This window comes from Cryobacterium sp. TMS1-13-1 (genome assembly GCF_004403125.1).
GTDB lineage: Bacteria > Actinomycetota > Actinomycetes > Actinomycetales > Microbacteriaceae > Cryobacterium > Cryobacterium levicorallinum.
This window is the reverse complement of sequence record NZ_SOGX01000012.1, coordinates 44,497-61,359: the sequence shown is the minus strand read 5'-3', so window position 1 is coordinate 61,359 and position 16,863 is coordinate 44,497. Positions and strand designations below refer to the sequence as shown.

Genomic DNA, 16,863 nt, shown 5'->3' with positions numbered 1-16,863 from the left:
GAGGCAGTCATGAAACATCGCATCAAATGGCTCGGCACAGTCGGTTCACTCGCGGCAGTCGGTGCCCTGGTGCTCAGCGGATGCAGCGGCCCAACCACGCCCAGTTCGAGTGACGGGAGTGGCGACCTCACCCCGATCACCCTCCAATTGCAGTGGTTCGCGCAGGCCCAGTTCGCCGGCTACTACGCCGCCCTCGATCAGGGCTATTACGAGGAGGAAGGCCTCGACGTGACCATCGACGAGGGTGGTGCCGACATCGTTCCGCAAGACGTTCTCGCCGCCGGCGACGCCGACTACGCCATCTCCTGGGTGCCTAAGGTGCTCGGCTCGATCGAGCAGGGCGCCAACATCACCGATGTGGCTCAAATCTTTGAGCGCAGTGCCACCACCCAGATCTCCTTCAAGGACAAGAACATCACCACGGCGGCCGACCTCAAGGGCAAGAACGTCGGCAGCTGGGGCTACGGCAACGAGTGGGAACTCTTCGCCGGCATGCAGAAGAGCGACGTCGAGCTCGGCGACATCAACCTCATTCAGCAGGCCTTCGACATGACCGGGTTCCTGGCCGGCGACATCGACGCGGCCCAGGCCATGACCTACAACGAGTACGCCCAGGTGCTGGAAACCGTCAACCCCGACACCGGCGAGCTCTTTCAGCCCGACGAGCTCAACGTGATCGACTGGAACGATGAGGGCACTGCGATGCTCCAGGACTCCATCTGGGCCAACGCCGACAAGCTTGAGAGCGACGCCGACTACGCCGACAACACGGTGAAATTCATTAAGGCATCGATCAAGGGCTGGATCTACGCCGCCAACAACCCGGCAGAGGCCGCCGGTATCGTCACGGCAGCCGGATCGACCCTCGGTGAGAGCCACCAGCTGTGGATGACCAACGAGGTCAGCAAACTGATCTTCCCGTCGACCGCTGGCGTGGGAATGATCGACGACGCGGCCTGGGCCAACACCGTCGACATCGCCATGAATACCAAGAACGAGACCGGCGCCACCATCATCACGGCCGAGCCGCCCGCCACGGCGTACTCGAACGAGTACGTGACGAAAGCACTCGACGAGCTGAAAGCCGAGGGCGTCGACGTGATGGGCACCGATTGGACGCCCACCGAGGTCACCCTCAACGAGGGCGGCAACTAACACTGCCCGAATTACTGCACAACGGCCGGGCGGCGCGAGTCGCCCGGCCCTCAGGAATTTACCGTTACGACAACCACCACCACATAGAAAGCCAGCGATATCCGTGACTGATACCAGCACACCCACCGTTTTCCCCGCATCCGTCGACTCGGCGCCGAGTCTCAATGCGCGCACCGGCGAACTCGATCGCGCTCACGTGTTCCATTCCTGGTCGGCGCAGGCGGCGCTGAAGCCGCTCGTCATCGCCGGCGGGCTCGGCTGTCGCGTCTGGGACCACGATGGTCGCAGCTATCTTGACTTTTCGAGTCAGTTGGTGAACGTGAATATCGGCCATCAGCATCCGTCTGTCGTGAAAGCCATCACCGAGCAGGCCGCTCTGCTGACCACCATTGCGCCGTCGACGGCGAACCTGGCCCGAGGCGAAGCTGCCCGGCGCATCACCGATCGCGCTCCGGCCGGATTCAACAAGGTCTTCTTCACCAATGGGGGAGCGGATGCGAATGAAAACGCCATGCGCATGGCCCGCCTGCACACGGGTCGCGACAAGGTGCTCTCCCTCTATAAGTCGTATCACGGCAATACCGGGGCGGCCGTGGTCGCCACCGGCGACTGGCGCCGCATTCCCAACGAGTACGCGCGCGGCCACGTGCACTTCTTCGGACCGTTCCTCTACCGCAGCGAATTCTGGGCGAGCAGCGAAGAGGAGGAATGCGCCCGCGCGCTGCACCACCTCGAACGTGTCATCCAGGGTGAGGGCGTGGCCTCGGTCGCCGCTATTCTGCTCGAGTCGATTCCCGGCACCGCCGGAATCATGATGCCGCCGGTCGGCTACCTGCCCGGGGTACGCGCGCTCTGCGACAAGTACGGCATCATGCTGATTCTCGACGAGGTCATGTGCGGCTTCGGGCGCACGGGCAACTGGTTCGCTTTTCAGGCCTATGACGTCGTGCCCGACCTGATCACTTTCGCCAAGGGCGTCAACTCCGGTTATGTACCGACCGGAGGCGTAATCATCTCCGATGCCATCGCGGCGACCTTCGACGAGACGGTCTTTCCCGGCGGACTCACCTACAGCGGGCATCCGCTCGCCATGGCGTCGATCGTCGGTGCGCTCGACGCGATGGAGGCCGAGGGAATCGTCGAGAACGCGGCCCGGATCGGGCGGGACGTGCTCGAGCCTGGGCTGAAAGCCCTGCAGGCCAAGCACCCGATTATCGGCGAGGTGCGCGGGGTCGGCGTGTTCTGGGCGCTCGAACTCGTCGCCGACCCGGCAACTCGCGAGCCGGTGAGCGGCGCCGTCATGGCCCGAGTGAAAGCCGAGCTGCTCGGGCGCGGCCTGCTGCCGTTTCTGATGGAGAACCGCATCCACGTCGTGCCGCCCTGCGTCGTCACCGACGCCGAGGTGGCCGAGGCGCTCGCCATCTACGACGAGGTGCTCAGCCTCGACCTGCTTTCCTAACCGAATTCAACCCTGAAGGACGTTTCACCATGACCGACACCCCCACCATTCAGCACTACATCGACGGCGCAGCTGCCGCTGGCACCTCCACCCGCACCGCGCCGGTTTACAACCCGGCCACCGGCATAGTCGCCAAGAACGTATTGCTCGCGAGCACGGCCGACCTCAACGCTGCCGTCGCGGTCGCCCAGGCCGCCTACCCGGCCTGGCGCGACATGAGCCAGGCTCGCCGCCAGACCATCATGTTCAATTTCCGCGAACTGCTCAACGCGCGCAAGGGCGACCTAGCCGAAATTCTCACGGCCGAACACGGCAAGGTCACCTCCGATGCGCTCGGTGAGATCATTCGTGGCCTCGAGGTCGTCGAATTCGCGCTCGGCATGCCGCACCTCTCCAAGGGCGAGTACTCCGAGAACGTCTCGACCGGCGTCGACGTCTACACGCTGCGCCAGCCGCTCGGCGTGGTCGGCATCATCAGCCCGTTCAACTTTCCGGCGATGGTGCCGCTCTGGTACTTCCCGATCGCCATCGCGGCCGGCAACACCGTCGTGCTCAAGCCGAGCGAGAAGGACCCGTCGGCGTCGAACTGGCTGGCCGAGCTGTTTACCGAGGCCGGCCTGCCCGCCGGTGTGCTCAACGTGGTGCACGGCGACAAGGAAGCCGTCGACGCACTGCTCGTGCACCCCGACGTGCAGGCGATCTCCTTCGTCGGATCCACCCCGATCGCCCGCTACATCTACGAGGAGGCGGCCAAGCACGGCAAGCGCGTGCAGTCCCTCGGTGGCGCAAAGAACCACATGCTCGTGCTGCCCGATGCCGACCTCGACCTGGCAGCGGATGCCGGCGTCAACGCCGGGTTCGGATCCGCCGGTGAGCGCTGCATGGCCATCAGCGTCATCGTGGCCGTCGAGCCCGTCGCCGACGAGCTCATTGCGAAGATCGCCGAGCGCGTCAAGGGCCTCACGGTCGGTGACGGCACGCGCGGCTGCGACATGGGCCCGCTAATCACCAAGGTGCACCGCGACAAGGTCGCCGGCTACATTGACATCGCAAAGGCCGACGGTGCCGAGGTCGTGATCGACGGTCGCGGAATCAAGGTGAACGGTGATCCAGACGGTTTCTGGCTCGGCCCGACCCTGTTCGACAAGGTCAGCGTGGACTCGGCCGTGTACCTCGACGAGATCTTCGGACCGGTGCTGTCGATCGTGCGAGTCGCCAGCTACCAGGAGGGCCTCGATCTCATCAACGCGAGCCAGTACGGCAACGGCACCGCGATCTTCACCAACGACGGCGGGGCCGCTCGTCGGTTCCAGAACGAGGTGCAGGTCGGCATGGTCGGCATCAACGTGCCGATTCCGGTGCCGGTGGCGTACCACTCCTTCGGCGGCTGGAAGAACTCGCTGTTCGGCGACGCGAAGGCCTACGGCCCCGCCGGCGTCAACTTCTTCACGAGAGAGAAGGCAGTCACGAGCCGCTGGCTCGACCCGAGCCATGGAGGAATCAACCTGGGCTTCCCCCAGAACCAGTAGTTCCTCCCCGCGGCCTAGTGGGCGGCGTGGGACTGCTGTACCCTCGCGGCCTCGGATTGCAGGGCTTCTATTACGGTGCGCACGGCCAGGCGCTCGGCCCGGTCGGGGCGCATCAGGGCCACGATTTGGCGCTCGGATTCGATTCCGCGCAAGGGCTTCAGCACGAGACGGCCGGGCTGGCCGCCGCCGGAGGTGTAACGCGGCACCAGCGCGATGCCGAGCCCGGCGATCACGAACGATTCGATCAGGGCGAGGTCGGCGAACCGCTGCGACATCGACAGCCGCGCGCCCGCCTCCTGCTCGATCGCGTGCAGAATCCGCTCGAACGGATACCCGTCGGTCACGCCGATCCAGGTCTCGCCGATCAGGTCGCTCGGACGCACCCAGGCGCGATCGGCAAGCGGATGCCCCACCGGCAGCCCCACATCCAGCGGCTCGGTCATCAGCGGCACCACTTTCAGGCCGCGACCGGCCCAGGAAAGCTGCCCACTCATCGAGTGGGCCAGCACGATGTCGTACTCTGCTGTGAACGCGGGAAAGTCGCTCAGTTCGGGGTCTTCGTCGGCGCAATTGAGCACGAGGCCGGGCCTCAGGTGCTTGATCACGCCGGGCAGCAGCATCTGGCCGGCGGTGGGAAAGGTGACGAGGCTGACTTCGCCGGTGGCGAGGTTCCGAAATTCGTCCCAGAGGGCGGTCGCCTTCGCGAGTGACACCGCGACATCCGTTGCGCTGCGGGCGAGGGCACGGCCGGCGTCGGTGAGCACGAGTCCGCGACCCTGACGCTGGGTGAGCGGCAGACCGGCTTCGCGTTCGAGCACCTTGAGCTGTTGGGAGACCGCCGAGGGGGTGCGGTGGGTGGCCAGGGCGACCGCTGTGACGCTGCCGCGGTCGGCGAGTTCGCGGAGTAGTTCGAGTCGTTGCACGTCCATGTAGTTAGCCTAAACAGTTCATGCAACATAAAGCGATTGTGCTGCACGGTTGATGGTGGTCTACTAAAAGAGTCATACACGAGCAATGTCGCGTCCGTGCCGGGCCACTCCATCTCCTCTGAAAGGCACCTCGTGTTCATCCTCATCGCACTCCTGCTCGTTGCCGGTGTCTCCATCGCCGCCCTCGTCGTTGAGGTTCGCCGCGATGGCTACCGTCAGGTCGAGCGTCGCAACCTGGTGCGCGCCTTCTAACTCCCACCGCTTCTCCACTTCACTTCCCGCTCTCGCGTGAGGTTGAGGCGTTGGCGCGCGCATCCGCCCCTCGTAGGGCCGTTTGCGAAACCGAGCCATCTGCGTCCTCACTGGCTGCGCTTGTGCACTCCTTCATGGGGATCGGCGGTGGCAGGGTCAGCTGCTCCTCGCTCAAACATTGAGATGTTTCGGGGACCACCGCGAAAGGCGTGCGGCGGCCCCCGAAACACCTCAAAACTCGCAACCCCGCAGGAAACCCCGCCCCGCCTTGTCTTCTGGTGGCTGCGCCACATCTGATGGGGGGCGCTGGCAATACCCTAAACTGGCGAGCGTGACTGATACGCGGCAAAAACTCATCGACTTCATCTCGGCCGAGGCCGTCTTTCACGGCGACTTCGTTCTCACGAGCGGCAAGAAAGCCACGTACTACGTGGACATGCGCCGGGTGAGCCTCGACCATCGAGTCGCCCCGCTCATCGGGCAGGTCATGCTCGACCTGATTCAGGACGTTCCCGACGTCGTGGCCGTCGGTGGCATGACCATGGGCGCCGACCCGATCGCCGCCGCCGTCATGCACCAGGGCGTGGCCCGCGGCGCGAGCTACGACGCGTTCGTCGTGCGCAAGGAGCCGAAGGACCACGGACGGGGCCGCCAGGTCGAAGGCCCCGAACTCGCCGGCAAGCGCGTGATCGTGCTCGAAGACACCTCGACGACCGGGGGGTCGCCTCTCGCCGCCATCGAAGCCCTGCTCAAGATCGGCGCCGAGATCGCCGGCGTCGCCGTGGTGGTCGACCGCGACACCGGTGCCCGTGAAGTGATCGAAGCCGCCGGCTACCCCTATTTCGCTGCGATCTCCCTTGAGGACCTGGGGCTGAACTAGTGGCGCCAGACGACGACGAGCTCGGAATCGCCTGGCTCGCGTCGCAGCTCGGCAAGCCCGTCGGCGAGTCGAGTGTGGAATCCCGTGCCGATTCGACGGCGGCATCCGGTCCTGACGAAGCGGATGCCGCCGCGCTCTCTCCGGCGCTGCTCGGGCGAAGAGTCCGACGCACCGCTGAGGCACAGGCCGAGCCGGTTACCGCCATCGAGCCGGCCCCCGTCGCCCCCGCCGCCCTGGCGGCGACGGTCATCCTGCCCAGTTCTGAAACGGATGCTGTCGTGCAGGACCCGGCGGCGAGCATCCGCTCTCAGACCGGTGAGGACGTCGTCGATCAGCCGACCGCACCGGGCGCTTTCGATCAGCCGACCGAGCTGCTGCCCACCCCGAGCACGTTCGGTGCCACAGGGTCTGGGGCCAGCGGTGCTGCGGCCGCCACGACCGTCATCGCCCGCACTGCGCCCGCGATCGAGCCGCCGACAGCTTCCGAGCCGCCGAGCCACCATCGCTCCCGGCGGGGTACCGGCGGCTCCCGGCAGGCCAGCCTGGTCTGGACTGCCGTCGGACTGCTCGCGGCCATCGTGCTCGCTGGGCTGTTCTATCTGGGCCAACGGCTCGTCGCGAGCCCGGTTCCGGTGGCCGCGCCCACCCAATCCGCTTCGCCCACGCCGACACCGACTCCCTCGCCGACCCCGACGCCGGAGATCACTGCGATGCAGCCGGCCGGCGTGCACGAGTGGAACACCTTGTTCAGCGGGGAATGCCTCGAACCCTATGTCTCGCCGTGGGAAGAAGACTTCATGGTCGTCGATTGCGCAGCTTCGCATACGGCTCAGCTGGTGTTTCGTGGCGACTTCGGCGGCGACGCGACTACGGCCTTTCCGGGTGAGGCCGCATTGGCCGCACAGATCAACCTGCTGTGCACGAGCCCCGGAATTTTGGACCTGAGCGCGGCCGCCGCCTACCCGAACCTGCAAATGCAGGGGAGCTACCCCGTCACCGCCGAACAGTGGATCGACGAGCCGCGCAACTTCTACTGCTTCGCCAGCCGTGCCTCGGCCGAGCCGCTCAGCATGAGCATCATGGGAGCCGGCCCGGGCGTGTGAGGGCCTAAATCTCGTCGCTCTCGATGAGCTCGGGGGAGAGCAGCTCGTGCACTCCGGCCACGATCTCGTCTGGCCGAAACGGGTAGCGGTTGATCTCGGCCTCGTCGCTGATGCCGGTCATCACGAGAATCGTGTGCAGCCCAGCCTCGATGCCGGCGACGATGTCGGTGTCCATGCGGTCGCCGATCATGCCGGTGTTCTCCGAGTGCGCGCCGATCTTGTTCATCGCCGAACGGAACATCATCGGGTTGGGCTTGCCGACGACATAGGGTTCCATCCCGGTGGCCTTGGAGATCAGCGCGGAAATCGCGCCGGTCGCCGGCATCGGGCCGTCTTTGCTGGGCCCGGTCGCATCCGGATTCGTCGCGATGAACCGCGCCCCGCCGAGAATGAGCCGAATCGCCTTGGTGATGGCCTCGAACGAGTAGTTGCGGGTCTCGCCGACGACGACATAGTCCGGGGAGGTCTCGGTCATGATGAACCCGGCTTCGTGCAGCGCGGTCGTGATGCCGACCTCGCCGATCACAAACGCGGTGCCTCCGGAGACCTGGGACTTCAGAAAGTCCGCCGTCGCGAGCGCTGAGGTCCAAATGCGGTCCTCCGGCACGTTCAGCCCGCTCGAACGCAGCCGGGCGCTCAGGTCGCGCGGCGTGAAAATGGAGTTATTGGTGAGCACCAGAAACGGCGTTCCTGAGTCGGTCCACTGCTGCAGCAGCTCGGCCGCCCCGGGGAGGGCCTGGTTCTCGTGCACGAGCACACCGTCCATGTCGGTGAGCCAGCATTCGATTTCGTCGCGTCGTGCCATCAGGCGCTCCTTTTCGTCGACTCTCAGCCTAGCTGCGCGACGTTTCGCCTCGGTTACATCTGAGGCAATGAAGCGGATGCCGCGGACCGGAAATCGCCAGTCTGCTGTCGCCCGGTCTGTGCGTCCGAGGTCGAAATCGTCGAAAAGCTGGCCAGCGCCTCAGGCGGTGACCCAGATCGACGCCGCAGCCGCCGGCGTGACCAGCCGGCTTTGGCCATCCGCTAACACAATGGTCAACGGCGCCGCGAGCGTGAACGCGGTGCCGGGGCCGATCAGATCCACCGCGAGCTCGCGCAGCACTGCGGGGTCGCGGTCGCTGATGCGCAGCACGGTCGCCCGGTGCCCGACCGCGGCCTCGGCCAGCAGCACGGACGGCTCGCGCACGACCGAGCCGTCGGCGGCCGGAATCGGATCGCCGTGCGGATCGTGCGTCGGAAATCCGAGCCGGGCGTTGATCGCTTCGAGCAGCCGATCCGAGATGGAGTGCTCAAGAATCTCAGCCTCGTCGTGCACCTGGTCCCAGTCGTAGCCCATTTCGCCGACCAGCCAGGCCTCGATCAGGCGATGCCGGCGCACGACCGCGGTCGCGCGCAGCCGGCCGGCATCCGTCAGCGCCAGCGGCCCGTACGGCACGTGGGTGATGAGCCCGCTCGCGGCGAGCTTCTTCACCATTTCGGTCACGGACGACGGAGCCACCCCCAGCCGCACGGCCAGCGCCGACGGGGTGATCAGGTCGCTCTGCCACTCGGTGTGGGCGTAGATGGTCTTGAGGTAGTCCTCGGCGGCGCCGGTCGTGTAGGTCATATCGCTTTAAGGGTAACCGCTCACGCTCTGGTGAACTCAGGCTCCGGTGAAGACGAGTACGAGCAGCACCACGTTGAGGGCGACCAGCGCCAGCGCGCACACCACACCGGCGGCGGTCGTGAACCAGCGGTTGGTGAACGTGCCGAGCAGGCCGCGCTGCGCGGTCAGCCAGACTAGCGGAATCAGCGCGAACGGAATGCCGAACGAGAGCACCACCTGGCTGAGCACGAGCGCCTGGGTGGGGTCGAATCCGACGCCCAGAATGAGCAGAGCCGGAATTAGCGTGACCAGCCGTCGAAGCAGGAGCGGAATGCGCACGTGCAGCAGGCCGTGCATAATCTCGGCCCCGGCATAGGCGCCGACCGAGGTTGAGGCGAGCCCCGACGCGAGCAGTCCCACCGCAAACAGCGTCGCGACGATCGGTCCGAGCGTGTCCTTCAGCGCCGCATAGGCTCCCTCGAGCGTGTCGGTTCCGTCCACACCCTGCAAAGCGGATGCTGCGAGCAGCAGAATCGCCAGATTCACCGTTCCGGCGATGGCCATGGCGATCGTGACGTCCCATTTCGTGGCCCAGAGCAGGCGGCGGGTCGCGACCACGCCCTGCCATTCCGGGAATCGGTCGCGGGTGAGCGAGGAGTGCGCATAGATGGCGTGCGGCATGATCGTCGCGCCGAGAATGGACGCGGCGAGCAGTACCGAGTTGCTGCCCTCGAAGCGCGGAACCAGACCGTCGAGAACGCCGCCGGCATCGGGCGGGGAGACGAAGACGCCAGCAGTGAAACCGACGGTGATGATGAGCATGAGCATGATGATGACGCGTTCAAAAATTCTCGGGCCCCGCCGCGAGTGCACCATGAGCACAATCATCGAGATGGTTCCGGTAATCACGCCGCCCCAGATCAGCGGCAGGTTGAACAGCAGGTTGAGGGCGACGGCGCCGCCGATGATCTCGGCGAGGTCGGTGGCCATGGCGACGAGTTCGGCCTGAATCCAATACAGCCGCCGCGCGGTGGGCCGTTTCATGCGCACCCCGAGGATCTCGGGGAGGCTCTGCCCGGTGACGATCCCAAGCTTGGCCGAGAGGTACTGAATGAGCCAGGCCATCACGTTGCCGGCCACGACCACCCAGACCAGCAGATAGCCGTAACGGGCTCCGGCGGTCATGTTGCTTGCGACATTGCCCGGGTCGAGGTAAGCGACCCCGGCGACGAGGGCCGGTCCGAGCAGCCACAGCAGGCGGCTGGAGGCGATCGTGGTGGGAGCCTGGGCGAGCACGCGATCGGGAGCGGGGGCATCCGTTTTAGTCATTCCGAAACCCTAGCCGAAATTTAGGTACACCGAAAGCCCGAATCTGGGCGCGGCCGGCGGGTTACGGTTAAGCAGTGATCGAACCAGCAGCCCCCACCTTCGCCGTCGACAGCTCTTCCCCCGAACGCTCCACCTACGGGGTCGGTCCGTGGTCGGGGGAGTGGCCGAGCGAAGACCGGTACGACGCCGAGCTGCTCGAGCACGGCGACACCCGCAACGTGATCGACCGGTATCGCTACTGGAATATGGCCGCGATTGTGGCTGACCTGGATGAGCACCGGCATCCGTTTCACGTGGCGATTGAAAACTGGCAGCACGACATGAACATCGGTTCGATCGTGCGCAGCGCTAACGCGTTCGGCGCCGACACCGTGCACATTATCGGGCGCAAACGCTGGAACAAGCGCGGTGCCATGGTTACCGACCGGTACCAGCATGTGCTGCACCACACGGATGTCGCCGCGTTCGTACAGTGGTGTGCCGCAGAGGTGCTGCCGGTGATCGCGATCGACAACGTGCCAGGAAGCGTTATTATCGAGACCTTCAGCTTCCCAGAGCGCTGCGTGCTTCTGTTCGGCCAGGAGGGCCCCGGACTGTCGGAGCAGGCCATCGCCGCCGCGGAATCCGTCGTCGAAATCAGCCAGTTCGGGTCGACCCGCTCGATCAACGCCTCGGCCGCCGCGGCCGTCACCATGCATTCCTGGGTGGTTCAGCACCGGTTCTGATTTTTCCTTCATTCGGTGACGGTTTGGGGCTAGCGTGACGGTATGACTGCGATCACTGACGATCTACCCGCCCGCCTGCTCCACGAAGAAAACGCCGGATGGGAGGCCATTCTGGGCGGTACGGGCGGCGCCTACTACCAGCGCGAAATGACCGACGACGGGTTGATGATCGTGCCGGGCGCTGTCATCACGCGCGACCAGGTCACCGCCTACTTTGATCAGGCGGCGCCGTGGGAGAGCTACGGCATTCACGAGCCCGCCATCATTCGCCTCGGCGAGCACGCCGGTGTCGTCGTCTACAAGGCGATCGCCCGGCGCGGCGAGGTGGTGGCCGAACTGAACATGTCGACCACCTATCTGTTCGTCAACGGTGGCTGGCGCGTCGCCGCCCGGCAGCAGAGCCCAGCGTAGCCTGGCCCATCCGTTCAGCAGTCTGGCGTGCATGAGCGCGCCCGATGTGGGTGCTCGCTACGGTAACCGTGCGTAGCGCCCACCGATATGGGGCGCGGTCAGGAGCTAGGTGGCGGCAGCGCACCGAAAGCGGCGGCCTGCGGTCTTGGTAGGATTCAGTGTGACCGGCGACAATTTGATTTCAGAGCCCGAGACCCTTCTTCCCGCGGAACCGGAGGTGCTCGAGGCCCTTCGCCGAACCGCGTGGAGCGAGATCGCCGCTGTGGTGCAGGTGCACCCGACGTCGCCGCTGGCCTGGGCTGAGCTGGCCGATGCCACCCATTCCGAGGGCCGTGTGCTCGAGTCGTACGCCTATGCTCGGGTCGGTTATCACCGCGGACTCGACGCCCTGCGCAAGGCCGGCTGGCGCGGCCACGGCCCCATTCCGTGGCGCCACGAACCCAACCGCGGGGTGCTTCGCGCCTTGTTCGCGCTGCGCCGCGGTGCCGAAGAGATAGGTGAGGCCGACGAGGTCATCCGTCTCACCGCTTTTCTGACGGATGCCGATGCGAGCGCCATTGACATCATCGGAGCCCGTTACACCGGCAGCCCCGGCTTCGACCCGGCGCCGCCGACCGAAGCCTTTGTTATTCGAGGAGAAGACTAAATGCCCGCGATCGTACTCATCGGAGCCCAGTGGGGCGACGAGGGCAAGGGCAAGGCCACCGACCTGCTCGGTAGCCGGGTCGACTATGTCGTCAAGTTCAACGGCGGCAACAACGCCGGACACACCGTTGTCATCGGTGATGAGAAGTACGCGCTGCACCTGCTGCCGTCGGGCATCCTGAGCCCCGGCGTGACCCCGGTCATCGCGAACGGCGTGGTCGTCGACGTCGAGGTGCTGTTCGAAGAGCTCGACGCGCTGATGGAGCGCGGTGTCGACGTCTCCCGGCTCAAGGTCAGCCTGAACGCGCACGTCATCACGGCGTACCACCGCACCCTCGACAAGGTCACCGAGCGTTTTCTCGGAAAACGCCAGATCGGCACCACCGGGCGCGGCATCGGCCCGGCGTATGCCGACAAGATCAACCGCGTCGGCATCCGCGTGCAGGACCTGTTCGACGAGAACATTTTGCGCCAGAAGGTCGAGGGCGCCCTGGACCAGAAGAACCACATGCTGGTCAAGGTGTACAACCGTCGCGCCATCGAGGCCGAGGAGATCGTCACCGAGCTGCTCGGTTACGCCGAACGCCTGCGCCCGATGGTTACCGACACCGCGTTGCTGCTGCACCAGGCGCTGACGGCGGGCAAAACCGTGCTGTTCGAGGGCGGCCAGGCCACCATGCTCGACGTCGACCACGGCACCTACCCCTTCGTGACCTCGTCGAACGCCACCTCGGGCGGCGCGGTGACCGGTTCCGGTATCGCACCCAACCGCATCGACCGCGTCATCGCCGTGGTCAAGGCGTACACGACCCGGGTCGGCAGCGGGCCGTTCCCGACCGAGCTGTTCGACGAGTCCGGCGAGTACCTGCGCGCCAACGGTTTCGAGTTCGGCACCACGACCGGCCGTCCGCGTCGCTGCGGCTGGTACGACGCCCCGATCGCCCGGTACACCGCACGCATCAACGGTGTCACCGACTTCGTGCTCACCAAGCTCGACGTGCTCACCGGCCTGGCCGAGATTCCGGTCTGCGTGGCCTACTCGGTCGACGGCGTGCGCGTCGACGAGGTGCCCGTCTCGCAGAGCGACTTTCACCACGCCGTGCCGATTTACGAGAACTTTCCCGGTTGGACCGAGGACATCACCGGTGTGCGCACGTTCGAGGAGCTGCCGCAGGCCGCGCAGAACTACGTGCTCGCGCTCGAAGCCATGAGCGGATCGCGCATGTCGGCGATCGGCGTCGGCCCGGGCCGTGAAGCCATCGTGGTGCGGCACGACCTGATCGACTAAAGCCGCTACCCGTTTCGGGGTTGACCTGCCACACTGGGCGGGTGACCGCCCTGAGACCCCATTCCCTGACCCTGACCGGTCGTTTTGTGCAGCTGCAACCGCTCGGCAGCGTGGTGCTGCCCGACCTGCACCGCGCCATCGCTCGCCCCGAGGTGTTCGCCGCCGGCTTCGGTGGTGGCCCGGCAGCGTTGCACCGGGACGTGGACGGGTTTATCCAATGGGCCGACACCTACTTTCAGTGGGAGAGTCTGCCCTACGTGGTGCGCCTGCTCGGCGGCCCGCACGACGGCGACGTCGTCGGCACCACGACCCTCGGCGACATCGATGTCGTCAACGAGTCGATTCACCTCGGCTGGACCGCCTACGACCCCCGCGTCTGGGGCACCGCCGTCAACGCGGAGACCAAGATGCTCGTGCTTGGCGCCGCCTTCGACAATGGTTTCGGCCGGGTCAAAATTCAAGCGGATGCCATCAACGAGCGTTCCCGCGCCGCCATCCTCGGTATCGGAGCGACCTTTGAGGGCATCCTCCGCCGGGATCGCCCGGGCGCTGACGGCACCTGGCGGGACAGCGCCGTCTATTCGATCCTCGCCGATGAATGGCCAGCCGTTCGCGCCGGACTCGAGGCCCGCCTGGGCGCGTTCGAGTCCCGGTTCGTGTCCTATCGGAGCCTGCGCAAGGCCGGGCCGGGCGGCACGATCAGCGGCGGTGGCCCGCAGAGCGGCGTGCGCAGCGGCGTGAACGCCGGGAGCGCGCCGAATCTGCCGGGGGCGGCGCCCGGAGCCGCGCCAGATTCGACCCGTGCGGCGGCCGGTTTTGACGCGGAACGAAATGCCGGGGCCGATGCCTCGCAGTAGTGGCCTGGGGGCGTTCGTGCTCTCCACGAGGTGCTCGGCGCGCTGAAAATCGCACGGGCGGGCGTCGGTACCGGAGGGGCCGTTCATAACTGCGGAGATTCTCATCTGGCGGCCATTGCGAGTAGGGCGAGGCGAACCGCCGAATTGTGCGGCGGTTGATCCCCGGCCGGCGGGAATTCCCGCCGGCCGGGTGCGGCATCTGCTGCCATTCTTCGGCGCTTTTCAGACGTTGAGCTCGGCGGGGCGCTGGTGCGCCGACGCCCGCTATAGGCTCGGACCGTGCCCCCACCGCCTGCCGCCAGCAAGACCCTCGTCACCCTGCAATTTCTCGGTATGGGGCTGATCTGGGGCTCCAGCTTTCTGTTCATGAAGGTCGCGCTCGACGGGGTCAGCTTCGGTCAGGTCGCTTGGTCCAGACTCGTGCTCGGCGGACTCACCCTCGGCCTGATCGTGCTCGTGAACCGGCCGCGGGTGAACAACGGGCCGGTGCTGCCGCGCGAAGGCGTGGTCTGGCTGCACTTTCTGGTAATTGCGATCACCGGATGCGTGATTCCGCACCTGCTCTTCGCCTGGGCCGAACAGTACGTCTCGTCGAGCCTGGCGAGCATCTACAACGCGGTCACTCCGATCATGACGGCGCTCCTGGCGACGCTGGCGTTTCGGGTAGAGAAGCTCGTGCGCGCCCAGGTGGCCGGGGTGATGCTCGGAATTTTCGGCGTCGTCGTGATCATCGGTCCGTGGCAATACTCCTCGCTCACCGGCGACTTCTGGGGTCAGCTCGCCTGCCTCGGCGCGGCCGTCAGCTACGGCTTCACCTATGGCTACACGCGTCGTTTTCTGAGCGGCCGGCCGATCGCCGGCAGCACCTTCGCCTTTCTCAATATCGGCATCGGCGGCGGCATCATGTTGCTGCTGACTCCCGTGCTGGCCTGGAGCCCGGTGCAATTGACGCTGCCGATCGTGCTGTGTCTGCTGGCTTTGGGTGCCCTCGGCACCGGAGTCACCTACATCTGGAACATCAACGTGCTGCGCGCGTGGGGCCCGACCAACGCGTCCACGGTGACCTACGTGACACCCGTCGTCGGAGTGATTCTAGGGGTGCTCGTGCTGGCCGAAACGTTCTCCTGGCACGAACCGACCGGGGCGCTGCTGGTGCTCGTGGGCATCCTGCTCACGCAGAAACGGTTGCGGCTCGGGTGGTTCGGGGTGCGGGGCCGGGAGGCGGTGGCATCCGTTTGACGCGGGCAGCATGCATTATCGTAAAACCATGGCCGTACACGAGGAACTATCCCCAGAAGCCGACGCGGCTGCGATCGACCAGCTACACAGCATTCGCGAGAGCATCGACAATATCGACGCCGCGCTCATTCATCTGCTGGCCGAGCGGTTCAAATTCACCCAGCAGGTCGGGCGTCTGAAGGCTGCCCACGGGTTGCCGGCCGCCGACCCGGCGCGTGAGCTCATGCAGATCGATCGCCTGCGCGGGCTCGCCGAAGAAGCGCACCTCGACCCGGCCTTCGCCGAGAAGTTCCTCAATTTCATCATCGCCGAGGTGATCCACCACCACGTGAAGATCGCCGGCGGCGAGCCGGTCGTGGTGGGACGGGCCGCTGGGGCTGCGGCCGGGCTTCCGGCTGGGTCGGCGACTGTGCCCGCTGTGCCTGCTGTGCCCGCTGCGACGCACCCGGTGCCGCACCCGCCTGCCGCGCATGCACCGAGCCGGGCGTCGTGATCGTTCGGCGCCGCGCTGTGGGAACCGTGTGGTCAGCAACGTGAGCTGGGATCTGCGCTCCCTCCCCGACCAGAGCGGCAAGACCTTCGTGGTCACCGGCGCCAACGCGGGCCTTGGTTATTTCACCAGTGAGCAACTCGCTGGGGCTGGCGCGCACGTCATTCTGGCCTGCCGCAACCTGAGGAAAGCGGATGCAGCAGAGGCGGCCATCCGCGATCGCGCGCCCGGGGCATCCGTTTCTGTGCTGCAGCTGGATGTATCAGACCTGCAGTCGGTGCGCGAGGTCAGCGAGACCCTGCGTGCTCTGCCGCGTCTCGACGGTCTGATTCTGAACGCCGGAATCGTGCACCCGTCTGCCGACCGGCAGGTGAGCCTCGACGGCAACGAGCTCATCTTCGCGACGAACTTTCTGGGCCACTTCGCGCTCACCGCCGGCACCCTTACGGCCTTGCGCCGCACGCCCGGCAGCCGGGTGGTGTCGCTCGGGTCGCTGATTTCCCGACTGATGGACTCGTCCCTCGATGATCTGCAGCTCGCCACCACGTACAACGGGTGGAAGGCGTACGCGCAATCCAAGATAGCCATGCAGGTGTTCGGATTCGAACTCGACCGGAGGCTGCGGGCGACCGGCGCCGGCATGGTGCAATCCCTGGTGGCACATCCGGGATATTCCATTTCGGGGCTGACTCCGACCATTCCCGGTGTCAATAGCGTCTCGCGGATCAAACGGGTGATCGACGGTGCGCAAACCGTGGTCGGCGCGCAGGGCAAGCATCACGGCGCCTGGTCGACCGTGCGTGCTGCAATCGACCCGGATGCCCACGGTGGCGACTACTTCGGCCCGCGCCTGCTCACCCGTGGCCGCCCCGTGCGCCAGCCCGCCACCCGCACCTCCCGCGACCGTGCCGTGGCAGCGCGTCTCTGGGAGCGAGCCGAGACCCTCATCGACGAGCCCTTCCTCTAATCCCTCTCGCGAAAGCG

17 protein-coding genes are annotated in these 16,863 nt (G+C 66.1%); 13 read left to right on the top strand and 4 right to left on the bottom strand.

The annotated features are described in order from the left end of the window. The first annotated feature begins 9 nt into the window (after positions 1–9). The 3 genes from E3T31_RS13905 to E3T31_RS13895 all read left to right on the top strand — a co-directional run bounded on the left by E3T31_RS13905 (position 10) and on the right by E3T31_RS13895 (position 4,143). Positions 10–1,155, top strand: a complete 1,146-nt coding sequence (locus tag E3T31_RS13905; protein WP_134469474.1) for an ABC transporter substrate-binding protein — start codon at positions 10–12, stop codon at positions 1,153–1,155. Between the two features lie 103 nt (positions 1,156–1,258). Further along, on the top strand, positions 1,259–2,614 hold the full coding sequence (locus tag E3T31_RS13900) for an aspartate aminotransferase family protein (RefSeq protein ID WP_134469472.1): 1,356 nt from the start codon (positions 1,259–1,261) through the stop codon (positions 2,612–2,614). 29 nt (positions 2,615–2,643) lie between these two features. After that, positions 2,644–4,143, top strand: a complete 1,500-nt coding sequence (locus E3T31_RS13895) for a CoA-acylating methylmalonate-semialdehyde dehydrogenase (RefSeq protein ID WP_134469470.1) — start codon at positions 2,644–2,646, stop codon at positions 4,141–4,143. A gap of 14 nt (positions 4,144–4,157) precedes the next feature. Here the strand turns inward: E3T31_RS13895 and E3T31_RS13890 are convergent, their stop codons facing one another. Further along, positions 4,158–5,072 (bottom strand): LysR family transcriptional regulator, encoded by a 915-nt coding sequence (locus tag E3T31_RS13890; RefSeq protein ID WP_134469468.1) that lies wholly within the window; start codon positions 5,070–5,072, stop codon positions 4,158–4,160. A 583-nt stretch (positions 5,073–5,655) separates the two neighbouring features. Here E3T31_RS13890 and pyrE point away from each other — a divergent pair. Both pyrE and E3T31_RS13880 read left to right on the top strand, forming a co-directional pair. Next, a complete protein-coding gene (gene pyrE, locus E3T31_RS13885) occupies positions 5,656–6,204 on the top strand; it encodes an orotate phosphoribosyltransferase (RefSeq protein ID WP_134469466.1) in 549 nt (182 codons plus the stop codon). After that, the gene (locus E3T31_RS13880; RefSeq protein ID WP_134469464.1) at positions 6,204–7,307 is read left to right on the top strand and encodes a hypothetical protein; all 1,104 of its coding nucleotides are present in this window, start codon (positions 6,204–6,206) and stop codon (positions 7,305–7,307) included. Before pyrE ends, E3T31_RS13880 begins: the two co-directional genes overlap by 1 nt. A gap of 4 nt (positions 7,308–7,311) precedes the next feature. On the opposite strand, the gene E3T31_RS13875 is transcribed toward E3T31_RS13880, so the two are convergent. From E3T31_RS13875 to E3T31_RS13865, 3 genes are all read right to left on the bottom strand, one after another. Then, positions 7,312–8,112, bottom strand: a complete 801-nt coding sequence (locus E3T31_RS13875) for an HAD-IIA family hydrolase (protein ID WP_134469462.1) — start codon at positions 8,110–8,112, stop codon at positions 7,312–7,314. Between the two features lie 159 nt (positions 8,113–8,271). After that, positions 8,272–8,916 carry a metal-dependent transcriptional regulator gene (locus tag E3T31_RS13870; protein ID WP_134469460.1) on the bottom strand — a complete coding sequence of 215 codons (645 nt, stop codon included), beginning with the start codon at positions 8,914–8,916 and terminating at the stop codon, positions 8,272–8,274. 36 nt (positions 8,917–8,952) lie between these two features. Beyond that, positions 8,953–10,224: an Nramp family divalent metal transporter gene (locus E3T31_RS13865; protein WP_134469458.1), complete on the bottom strand. Its 1,272-nt coding sequence runs from the start codon at positions 10,222–10,224 to the stop codon at positions 8,953–8,955. Between the two features lie 77 nt (positions 10,225–10,301). On the opposite strand from E3T31_RS13865, the gene E3T31_RS13860 reads away from it, so the two are divergent. From E3T31_RS13860 to E3T31_RS13825, 8 genes are all read left to right on the top strand, one after another. Beyond that, a complete protein-coding gene (locus E3T31_RS13860) occupies positions 10,302–10,949 on the top strand; it encodes an RNA methyltransferase (RefSeq protein ID WP_134469526.1) in 648 nt (215 codons plus the stop codon). Between the two features lie 42 nt (positions 10,950–10,991). Then, complete coding sequence (locus tag E3T31_RS13855) at positions 10,992–11,360, top strand: nuclear transport factor 2 family protein (RefSeq protein ID WP_104135897.1); 369 nt, start codon at positions 10,992–10,994, stop codon at positions 11,358–11,360. Between the two features lie 160 nt (positions 11,361–11,520). Beyond that, entirely contained in the window at positions 11,521–12,006 is a 486-nt protein-coding gene (locus E3T31_RS13850) for a DUF3151 domain-containing protein (protein ID WP_092447899.1), read from the top strand. Next, positions 12,007–13,293: an adenylosuccinate synthase gene (locus E3T31_RS13845; protein ID WP_134469456.1), complete on the top strand. Its 1,287-nt coding sequence runs from the start codon at positions 12,007–12,009 to the stop codon at positions 13,291–13,293. 41 nt (positions 13,294–13,334) lie between these two features. After that, positions 13,335–14,150 (top strand): GNAT family N-acetyltransferase, encoded by an 816-nt coding sequence (locus E3T31_RS13840; RefSeq protein WP_134469454.1) that lies wholly within the window; start codon positions 13,335–13,337, stop codon positions 14,148–14,150. A gap of 279 nt (positions 14,151–14,429) precedes the next feature. Further along, on the top strand, positions 14,430–15,389 hold the full coding sequence (locus tag E3T31_RS13835; RefSeq protein WP_370304615.1) for a DMT family transporter: 960 nt from the start codon (positions 14,430–14,432) through the stop codon (positions 15,387–15,389). Positions 15,390–15,417: 28 nt separating this feature from the next. Beyond that, positions 15,418–15,882, top strand: coding sequence for a chorismate mutase (locus E3T31_RS13830; protein WP_134469452.1), 465 nt, complete (start codon positions 15,418–15,420; stop codon positions 15,880–15,882). Positions 15,883–15,910: 28 nt separating this feature from the next. Next, positions 15,911–16,846: an SDR family NAD(P)-dependent oxidoreductase gene (locus E3T31_RS13825; RefSeq protein ID WP_241977973.1), complete on the top strand. Its 936-nt coding sequence runs from the start codon at positions 15,911–15,913 to the stop codon at positions 16,844–16,846. Positions 16,847–16,863: the final 17 nt, after the last annotated feature.